Annotated in this window: 7 protein-coding genes; 6 read left to right on the forward strand and 1 reads right to left on the reverse strand. The window is 53.9% G+C overall.

All coding sequences use genetic code 11. The features are described from left to right. Positions 1-64: 64 nt before the first annotated feature. On the reverse strand, positions 65-1,348 hold the full coding sequence (locus tag RTY00_RS09460) for a citrate synthase (RefSeq protein ID WP_008107361.1): 1,284 nt from the start codon (positions 1,346-1,348) through the stop codon (positions 65-67). A 595-nt stretch (positions 1,349-1,943) separates the two neighbouring features. Between RTY00_RS09460 and sdhC the strand changes: the two genes are divergently transcribed. From sdhC to RTY00_RS09490, 6 genes are all read left to right on the forward strand, one after another. Beyond that, on the forward strand, positions 1,944-2,375 hold the full coding sequence (gene sdhC / locus RTY00_RS09465) for a succinate dehydrogenase cytochrome b556 subunit (RefSeq protein WP_008107362.1): 432 nt from the start codon (positions 1,944-1,946) through the stop codon (positions 2,373-2,375). After that, positions 2,369-2,716 (forward strand): succinate dehydrogenase membrane anchor subunit, encoded by a 348-nt coding sequence (sdhD, locus tag RTY00_RS09470; RefSeq protein ID WP_008107364.1) that lies wholly within the window; start codon positions 2,369-2,371, stop codon positions 2,714-2,716. Before sdhC ends, sdhD begins: the two co-directional genes overlap by 7 nt. Continuing rightward, entirely contained in the window at positions 2,717-4,483 is a 1,767-nt protein-coding gene (sdhA, locus tag RTY00_RS09475; RefSeq protein WP_036649196.1) for a succinate dehydrogenase flavoprotein subunit, read from the forward strand. A gap of 14 nt (positions 4,484-4,497) precedes the next feature. Continuing rightward, positions 4,498-5,214: a succinate dehydrogenase iron-sulfur subunit gene (locus RTY00_RS09480; protein WP_008107369.1), complete on the forward strand. Its 717-nt coding sequence runs from the start codon at positions 4,498-4,500 to the stop codon at positions 5,212-5,214. Between the two features lie 205 nt (positions 5,215-5,419). Then, the gene (gene sucA / locus RTY00_RS09485) at positions 5,420-8,227 is read left to right on the forward strand and encodes a 2-oxoglutarate dehydrogenase E1 component (RefSeq protein WP_008107371.1); all 2,808 of its coding nucleotides are present in this window, start codon (positions 5,420-5,422) and stop codon (positions 8,225-8,227) included. 15 nt (positions 8,228-8,242) lie between these two features. Beyond that, positions 8,243-8,560: biotin/lipoyl-containing protein (locus RTY00_RS09490; protein WP_312664242.1), on the forward strand; the 318-nt coding region annotated here is incomplete at its 3' end.

Here is an 8,560-nt window from a genome sequence, read left to right on the forward strand (position 1 = left end):
TTATTGGTGTCCGGGATGCCAGTTGTAGCGTAATAAGAAAGGCGGCCAGATGGCCGCCTTTCTCTTATTTATCCAGCGCCGAGGTGAATGGACGCTCGGTATAACCGGTATACAGCTGACGCGGACGGGCGATTTTCATGCCTTCGTCATGCATCTCTTTCCAGTGTGCAATCCAGCCCACGGTACGCGCCATCGCGAAGATAACGGTAAACATGGAAGACGGAATGCCCATCGCTTTCAGAATGATGCCTGAATAGAAATCGACGTTTGGATAGAGTTTACGCTCGATGAAGTACGGGTCATTCAGCGCGATGTGTTCCAGCTCCATCGCCACTTCCAGTAGATCATCTTTCATGCCCAGTTCGTTCAGTACTTCGTGACAGGTATCGCGCATCACGGTGGCACGTGGATCGTAGTTTTTATACACGCGGTGGCCGAAGCCCATCAGACGGAACGAATCGTTCTTATCTTTCGCACGTTTAACAAACTCAGGGATGTGATCAACGGTGCTGATCTCTTCCAGCATGCGCAGTGTCGCTTCGTTGGCACCGCCGTGCGCCGGTCCCCACAGTGAAGCGATACCGGCGGCGATACAGGCAAACGGGTTCGCGCCTGAAGAGCCTGCGGTACGCACGGTAGAGGTTGAAGCATTCTGCTCATGGTCGGCGTGCAGAATCAGAATACGGTCCATCGCGCGTTCCAGTACTGGATTCACTTTGTACTCTTCGCACGGCGTGGCGAACATCATGTGCAGGAAGTTACCGGCATAAGAGAGGTCGTTACGCGGATACACAAACGGCTGGCCAATCGAATACTTGTAGCACATCGCCGCCATGGTCGGCATTTTCGACAGCAGGCGGAACGCAGCGATTTCACGGTGACGTTCAATGTTGACGTCTAAAGAGTCGTGATAAAACGCCGCCAGCGCACCGGTCACACCACACATCACCGCCATTGGATGCGAATCGCGACGGAAGCCGTGGAACAGTCGAGTGATTTGCTCGTGGATCATGGTGTGGCGGGTAACGGTGGTGCGGAACTCTTCGAACTGGGCTTGGGTCGGGGCTTCGCCATTCAGCAGGATGTAACACACTTCAAGATAGTTTGAGTGGGTTGCCAACTGGTCAATCGGGAAACCACGGTGTAACAGAATACCTTCGTCACCATCAATAAAGGTGATTTTAGATTCGCAGGACGCCGTAGAGGTGAAGCCGGGATCGAAGGTGAACAGGCCTTGAGAGCCAAGGGCGCGGACATCAACAACATCTTGTCCCAGCGTGCCTTGCATCACGTCCAGTTCAACAGACGTATTATCTTGTAGGGTTAGCGTCACTTTTTTATCTGTCATTATTTCGTCTCCATAGCGCCTTTAAGGTAAGGATCTTAGACACCAGAATAGCCTCCATGTTGCATAAAACCACAATCTTCCCAGCATCACTCTACGGTAACGTTGGTTAGGCAAGGTTACAGAGTAATCGCTGAATTTGGGCCATTCGGTGGCATCGGGGCATGACATGCTGCACATCGAGGATGTTAAAGTTCCTGTCACGACATAACTTCTTGGTAACCAATAACCTGATGCTTTATATAACTTGTATTGGCAATGTTACATAACTTGAGCTTAGGGGAAAGTGTATCCCCATAACTTTTGTGCATCATAGGGCTTTAATGCGATTGTTTGTAACTGAAATGTTGATTCTTTGTCAAATCAGATAATTAAAAATGTATAAATTGTGAAATTCGTGAAGGTGATCACTGTTCAGCCTAAATGTGACCAAAGAGATTGTAGGGGAATTGTAATCAGAATGTGATCCTCCTATACTGCGGCCAGGTCTCCGGAACACCCTGACACCAGGAGCCACCCAGCGTTTTACCCGCTTTATTTAACACTGGATGTTGCTATTTTGGTGGCGGTTGCAGTCTGAACACACGCTGTGTCTCTGATGCAACTCAGGACCGGAGGAAGCAAAATAAAAAAGAGCTGTGTGGGCAAAACCGTGAAAAAACAAAGACCTGTTAACTTGGATCTCTCGACGATCCGGTTTCCCGTTACTGCAATATCGTCCATTCTCCACCGCGTCTCCGGCGTGATTACCTTTGTCGCTCTCGGAATTCTGCTCTGGTTACTGGGTCTCTCCCTCTCTTCTCCTGAAGGTTTCCTGCAAGCGGCATCCATCATGGATAGCTTCTTTGCCAAATTCATCATGTGGGGCATTTTAACTGCGCTGGCGTATCACGTCGTGGGCGGTATTCGTCATATGTTGGCTGATTTTGGCTTTATGGAAGAAACCCTGCAGGTGGGAACCCGTTCCGCGCAAGCGGCTTTTGTTATCACTGTCGTGCTCTCAATTTTGGCTGGAGTCCTCGTATGGTAAGCAATGCTTCTGCATTAGGACGCAACGGTATCCATGACTGGCTGTTACTGCGTGCTGCTGCAATCTTAATGACGCTTTACATCATCTACATCCTCGGTTTTGTCGTGATGACAGGCACGCTGACGTATGACGTCTGGCATGGCTTCTTCTCATCCGCCTTCACTAAAGTGTTCACCATGTTGACACTGTTCTCGATTCTCATCCACGGCTGGATTGGAATGTGGCAAGTGCTGACTGACTACGTGAAACCAGTAGCAACCCGTTTGCTGCTGCAGTTTGTGATTGTGGTTGCGCTGTTGTCGTACGCAATTTATGGATTTGTTGTGGTGTGGGGTGTGTAAATGAGTTTGCCAGTCAGAGAATTTGATGCCGTGGTGATCGGCGCGGGTGGCGCAGGTATGCGTGCCGCCTTGCAAATCTCCCAATCGGGCCAGACTTGTGCCCTGTTATCCAAAGTTTTCCCAACCCGTTCCCATACTGTATCGGCGCAGGGCGGTATTACCGTCGCGCTGGGTAACACCCATGACGATAACTGGGAATGGCACATGTACGATACCGTCAAAGGTTCCGACTTTATCGGCGACCAGGACGCGATCGAATATATGTGTCATGTCGGTCCAGAAGCGATTCTGGAACTGGAACATATGGGATTGCCTTTCTCCCGTCTTGATGACGGCCGCGTCTATCAGCGTCCGTTTGGTGGTCAGTCGAAGAATTTCGGCGGTGAGCAGGCGGCGCGTACCGCTGCTGCGGCCGACCGTACCGGCCACGCCTTGCTGCATACGCTGTATCAGCAGAACCTGAAGAACAAAACCACCATCTTCTCCGAATGGTATGCGCTGGATCTGGTGAAAAACGAAGACGGTGCGATTGTCGGCTGTACGGCTATCTGCATGGAAACTGGCGAAACCGTCTATTTCAAAGCCAAGGCCACCATTCTGGCGACCGGCGGCGCGGGCCGTATTTACCAGTCCACCACTAATGCTCACATCAATACTGGTGACGGCGTTGGCATGGCGCTGCGCGCAGGCGTGCCGGTGCAGGATATGGAAATGTGGCAGTTCCACCCAACCGGTATTGCCGGTGCGGGCGTGCTGGTTACTGAAGGTTGCCGTGGTGAAGGTGGTTACCTGCTGAATAAGCACGGTGAACGCTTCATGGAACGTTACGCGCCGAACGCCAAAGATCTGGCGGGTCGTGATGTGGTTGCACGTTCCATGATGGTGGAAATCCGTGAAGGTCGCGGTTGCGATGGCCCTTGGGGTCCGCACATTAAACTGAAGCTCGACCATCTCGGTGCCGATGTACTGGAATCGCGTCTGCCAGGCATCCTTGAGCTGTCGCGCACCTTTGCGCACGTTGACCCAATCAAAGAACCGATTCCGGTGATCCCAACCTGCCACTACATGATGGGCGGGGTGCCGACCAAAGTGACCGGCCAGGCGCTGCGCGTGAATGAGCAGGGCCAGGATGAGGTGATTCCGGGTCTGTTCGCTGTCGGCGAAATCGCCTGCGTATCGGTACACGGCGCTAACCGCCTCGGCGGCAACTCGCTGCTCGATCTGGTGGTGTTCGGCCGCGCAGCCGGTGTGCATCTGCTGGAGTGTATTGAAGAGCAGGGCGAACTGCGTGAAGCCACGCAGGAAAATCTTGATGAAGCGATGGCGCGCTTCAACCGTTGGGAAAATAACACCACCGGTGAAGATCCTGTCGAAATCCGTAAAGCGCTGCAGCGCTGCATGCAGAACAACTTCTCCGTATTCCGCGATGGCGATGCGATGCGTGAAGGTCTGGAAGAGCTGAAAGTGATTCGTGAGCGTCTGAAATCAGCGCGTCTTGATGACCGTTCGCCAGACTTCAACACCCAGCGTATCGAGTGCCTTGAGCTGGATAACCTGATGGAAACCGCTTACGCCACCGCTGTCGCCGCCAACTTCCGTACCGAAAGCCGTGGCGCGCATAGCCGCTTCGACTTCCCGGATCGCGATGATGAAAACTGGCTGTGCCACAGTCTCTATGTTCCGCAGACGGAAAGCATGACGCGCCGTGAGGTGAACATGCAACCGAAACTGCGTGCGGCCTTCCCGCCGAAAGCGCGTACCTACTAATTGCGGAGATCATCATGAGACTCGAATTTTCTATCTATCGTTACAACCCGGAAGTCGACGACAAACCGCGTATGCAGGAATACACGCTGGAGTCGGAAGATGGTCGCGACATGATGCTGCTAGATGCGCTGATCCGTCTGAAAGAGAAAGACCCAACGCTGGCTTTCCGTCGCTCATGCCGTGAAGGCGTGTGCGGTTCAGATGGTCTGAACATGAACGGTAAAAACGGTCTGGCATGTATCACGCCGATCTCTGCGCTGGGTAACGGCACGAAGAAAATTGTTATCCGTCCACTGCCTGGTTTGCCGGTGATCCGCGACCTCGTGGTAGACATGGGACAATTCTATGCACAGTATGAGAAGATTAAGCCTTTCCTGTTGAATAATGGGGAAAATCCACCGGCACGCGAGCATTTACAGAGCCCTGCTGAGCGTGAGCATCTGGATGGTTTGTACGAGTGTATTCTCTGCGCCTGCTGCTCAACGTCGTGCCCGTCGTTCTGGTGGAATCCGGACAAGTTTGTTGGTCCGGCTGGCCTGCTGGCCGCTTACCGTTTCCTGATCGACAGCCGCGATACGGAAACCAATGCGCGTCTCGACAATCTAAACGATGCTTTCAGTGTTTTCCGCTGTCACAGCATCATGAACTGTGTGAGCGTGTGCCCGAAAGGCCTAAACCCAACGCGCGCCATCGGCCATATTAAGTCGATGCTGCTGCAACGCGGGGCGTAACAGAAAGTCACTCTCCGGGAACCCAGGTTCCCGGATGTTTACGGAAGCCTCTATAAGCGCGGTGCTGACCACGCTTATAAAGGTTCCCTTACGAGCCAGGCGCCGGTAGCGCACAGGTTCGTATCGCTGAACTCACTACGGCAAGCCGCGTAAGCGGTAAAAAATGAAACCTCATAAAAAGCAGATTAATGCTTAAGGGATCACAATGCAGAACAGCGCGATGAAACCCTGGCTGGACTCCTCCTGGCTGGCCGGCGCGAACCAATCTTACATAGAGCAACTCTATGAGGATTTCCTGACCGATCCTGACTCAGTTGATGACATGTGGCGCGAGCTGTTCCAACAGCTGCCGGGCACTGGCGTGAAACCTGAGCAATTTCACTCCACCACGCGTGATTACTTCCGCCGCCTGGCTAAAGACGCCACGCGTTACACATCAACCGTGACCGATCCGGCAACCAACTCCAAACAGGTTAAAGTGCTGCAGCTGATTAATGCGTTCCGCTTCCGCGGCCATCAGCATGCCAACCTCGATCCGCTTGGCCTGTGGAAACAGGACACGGTAGCCGACCTCGATCCGGCTTATCACGATCTGACCGACGCCGATTTTCAGGAAAGCTTTAACGTAGGTTCTTTTGCTATCGGCAAAGAGACTATGAAGCTGGCCGATCTGTTTGCGGCGCTGCAGCAGACTTACTGTGGCTCGATTGGTGCAGAGTACATGCACATCAACAACACCGATGAGAAGCGCTGGATTCAGCAGCGTCTGGAATCGGTGGTGGGCCACGCGTCTTTCAGCAGCGACGAGAAAAAAGGTTTCCTGAAAGAGCTGACTGCGGCAGAAGGCTTGGAAAAATATCTGGGCGCGAAATTCCCGGGTGCGAAGCGCTTCTCGCTGGAAGGCGGTGATGCACTGGTGCCCATGCTGCGCGAGATGATTCGTCACGCCGGCAAAAGCGGTACGCGCGAAGTGGTGCTGGGTATGGCGCACCGTGGTCGTCTCAACGTACTGATTAACGTCTTAGGTAAGAAGCCTCAGGATCTGTTCGACGAATTCTCCGGCAAGCACAAAGAACACCTCGGCACCGGCGACGTGAAGTACCACATGGGCTTCTCGTCTGACGTCGAAACCGAAGGCGGCCTGGTGCACCTGGCGCTGGCGTTCAACCCGTCGCATCTGGAAATCGTGAGCCCGGTCGTAATGGGTTCGGTGCGTGCGCGTCTGGATCGTCTGGCTGAGCCAAGCAGCAACAAAGTTCTGCCAATCACCATTCACGGTGATGCTGCCGTTATCGGCCAGGGCGTGGTGCAGGAAACCCTGAACATGTCGCAGGCGCGTGGTTACGAAGTGGGCGGTACCGTTCGCATCGTGATCAACAACCAGGTTGGTTTCACCACCTCCAACCCGAAAGATGCGCGTTCTACGCCGTACTGTACTGATATCGGCAAGATGGTGCTGGCACCGATTTTCCACGTTAACGCGGACGATCCAGAAGCGGTGGCGTTTGTGACTCGCCTGGCGCTGGATTATCGCAACACCTTTAAACGTGATGTGTTTATCGATCTGGTGTGCTACCGCCGTCACGGCCACAACGAAGCCGACGAGCCAAGTGCAACTCAGCCGTTGATGTACCAGAAAATCAAAAAGCATCCAACGCCGCGTAAAATCTACGCCGATCAGCTGGAAAGCGAAGGTGTTGCGACCACCGAAGATGCCACTGAGATGGTTAACCTGTACCGCGACGCGCTGGATGAAGGCGAATGCGTGGTGCCGGAATGGCGTCCGATGAGCCTGCATTCATTCACCTGGTCGCCGTATCTGAACCACGAGTGGGACGAAAGCTACCCGGCAACTGTGGAACTGAAACGCCTGCAGGAACTGGCGCGCCGCATCAGCAGCGTACCGGAATCGGTAGAAGTGCAGTCTCGCGTGGCCAAGATCTACAACGATCGCAAAGAGATGGCCGAAGGCAACAAAGCCTTCGACTGGGGCGGTGCTGAAAACCTCGCTTACGCCACGCTGGTTGACGAAGGAATTCCGGTGCGTCTATCCGGTGAAGATACCGGTCGCGGTACCTTCTTCCATCGTCATGCGGTGATCCACAACCAGACCAACGGCTCAACCTACACGCCGCTGCACCATGTCCATAACGGTCAGGGTCAGTTCAAAGTGTGGGATTCCGTGCTGTCTGAAGAAGCGGTACTGGCCTTCGAATATGGTTACGCCACCGCAGAACCGCGCGTGCTGACCATTTGGGAAGCGCAGTTCGGCGACTTCGCCAACGGTGCGCAGGTGGTGATCGACCAGTTCATCAGTTCCGGCGAGCAGAAATGGGGCCGTATGTGTGGCCTGGTAATGTTGCTGCCGCACGGTTATGAAGGTCAGGGTCCTGAGCACTCCTCAGCGCGTCTGGAGCGTTATCTGCAACTCTGTGCTGAACAGAATATGCAGGTGTGCGTGCCTTCAACGCCAGCGCAGGTTTACCACATGCTGCGTCGTCAGGCGCTGCGCGGTATGCGCCGTCCGCTGATCGTCATGTCACCAAAATCACTGCTGCGTCATCCGCTGGCGATTTCCAGCCTGGAAGAGTTGGCCACTGGCAGCTTCCAGCCGGCGATTGGTGAGATCGACGATCTCGATCCGCAGCAGGTTAAACGCGTCGTACTGTGTTCGGGCAAAGTTTATTACGATCTGCTGGAGCAGCGTCGTAAAAACGAGCAGACCGACGTGGCTATCGTGCGTATCGAACAACTCTATCCGTTCCCGCACAAAGTCGTGCAGGACGTATTGAAAAACTATGCTCATGTGCAGGATTTCGTGTGGTGTCAGGAAGAGCCGCTGAATCAGGGCGCATGGTATTGCAGTCAGCATCATTTCCGCGAAGTGGTTCCATTTGGTGCGTCACTGCGTTATGCAGGCCGTCCGGCTTCTGCTTCACCGGCCGTGGGCTACATGTCCGTACATCAAAAACAGCAGCAAGACCTGGTTAATGACGCGCTGAACCTTGGTTAATAAAAAGGAAAGAAAATGAGTAGCGTAGAAATTCTCGTTCCCGATTTGCCTGAATCCGTAGCGGACGCAACGGTTGCAACCTGGCACAAAAAACCCGGCGACTCCGTGAGCCGCGATGAAGTACTGGTAGAGATTGAAACTGACAAAGTGGTGCTGGAAGTGCCTGCTTCAGCGGACGGCATTCTGGAAGCCGTGCTGGAAGATGAAGGCGCTACCGTCACTTCTCGTCAGATTCTGGGCCGTCTGAAAGAGGGCAACAGCGGCGGGAAAGAGACTGCGGCAAAAGCGGAAAGCAAAGAGTCTACACCAGCACAGCGTCAGACCGCTTCTCTG

Origin of the sequence: Pantoea sp. CTOTU49201 (assembly GCF_032054795.1) — a bacterium.
In the GTDB taxonomy this organism is placed as follows: domain Bacteria; phylum Pseudomonadota; class Gammaproteobacteria; order Enterobacterales; family Enterobacteriaceae; genus Pantoea; species Pantoea symbiotica.